The organism is Pseudomonas sp. CGJS7, assembly GCF_036961695.1.
Window position 1 is genome coordinate 1 of record NZ_JBAMDI010000297.1, and the last position, 1,426, is coordinate 1,426.

At 60.5% G+C, this 1,426-nt stretch carries 1 protein-coding gene; it reads right to left on the reverse strand.

The annotated features are described in order from the left end of the window. Window positions 1-1,426: immunoglobulin-like domain-containing protein (locus V7787_RS52770; RefSeq protein WP_336095448.1), on the reverse strand; the 1,426-nt coding region annotated here is incomplete at both ends.

Genomic DNA, 1,426 nt, shown 5'->3' on the forward strand with positions numbered 1-1,426 from the left:
GGCCAAGGCGGTGTTGATGTGTACGGTGAACGTCGGTTTGACGTTCTCGGCCACCGACGTCTGGTCAGCAGTAATAGTGACTTTGACGATATCGCCTTCGTTGCCTGGAGTACCCGGCTCGTCGGTGATCGACGTGCTGACCGGGGTCTTGTCCAGCGTCAGCTGTTCGAACTTGCCGACATCCGCGCCTTCAACGGTTGCGATCGACATCACGACAGGGTCGTTGGTGCCGACGTAGACGTTGTCCGGAGCAGTCACAGTGGCAGTGCCCACGGTGCCGTTGGCCGGCACGGTGATGACGGTTTTGCCGTCGCTCAGGGTGAAGGTCAATGCACTGTGGTTGTTGATCGGCAGACCGTCTTTGTTGGTCAGCGTGATGGTGTAAGTGATCTCGCCGCCTTCGGTGACCGAAGGGGTGGCGGTCAGCTTGGCCACCACTTCGTCGGTGGTGTCGGTGACATCCACCTTCGCGGCACCGCCCAGCTCCAGGTTCTCGAACGTCGCACCAGTGGCATCCACCGCCGAATTGATGCCCAGGCTGATCTGGCCAGCGTCGTTGTAAACGTCATCACCCTGCGCAGCGTGGGTGTACGGCGCGCTGGTTTCACCGGCCTTGATGGTGACCTGGGCGTTGTTGCTCAGGGTCACGACCAGGTCGTGAGCCAGCGGCTGGTTGACGTGCACGGTGAAGGTCGGCTTGACGTTCTCGGCCACCGAAGTCTGGTCAGCAGTAATAGTGACCTTAACCAAGTCGCCTTCGTTGCTGCCGCCCGGGTTGCCTGGGGTGCCAGGCTCGTCGGTCACGGTAGTGCTGACCGGGGTTTTGTCCAGCGTCAGTTGCTCGAACTTGCCGACATCAGCGCCTTCAACGGTTGCGATCGATTTGATCACAGGGTCGTTGCTACCGACGTAGACGTTGTCCGGGGCAGTGACGGTAGCAGTACCCACGGTGCCGTTGGCCGGCACGGTGATGACGGTTTTGCCGTCGCTCAGCGTGAAGGTCAATGCACTGTGGTTGTTGATCGGCAGGCCGTCTTTGTTGGTCAGGGTGATGGTGTAGGTGATCTCGCCGCCTTCGGTCACCGAAGGGGTCGCGGTCAGCTTCGCCACTACTTCGTCGGTGGTGTCGGTCACTTGAACCGAAGCGTTGCCGCCCAGTTGCAGGTTCTCGAAGGTCGCACCAGTGGCGTCCACTGCCGAGTTGATGCCCAGGCTGATCTGGCCCGCATCGTTGTAGACGTCATCGCCTTGCGCAGCGTGGGTGTACGGCGCGCTGGTTTCACCGGCCTTGATGGTGACCTGAGCGTTGTTGCTCAGGGTCACGACCAGGTCGTGAGCCAGCGGCTGGTTGACGTGCACGGTGAACGTCGGTTTGACGTTCTCGGCTACCGAAGTCTGGTCAGCAGTAATAGTGACTTTGACGATA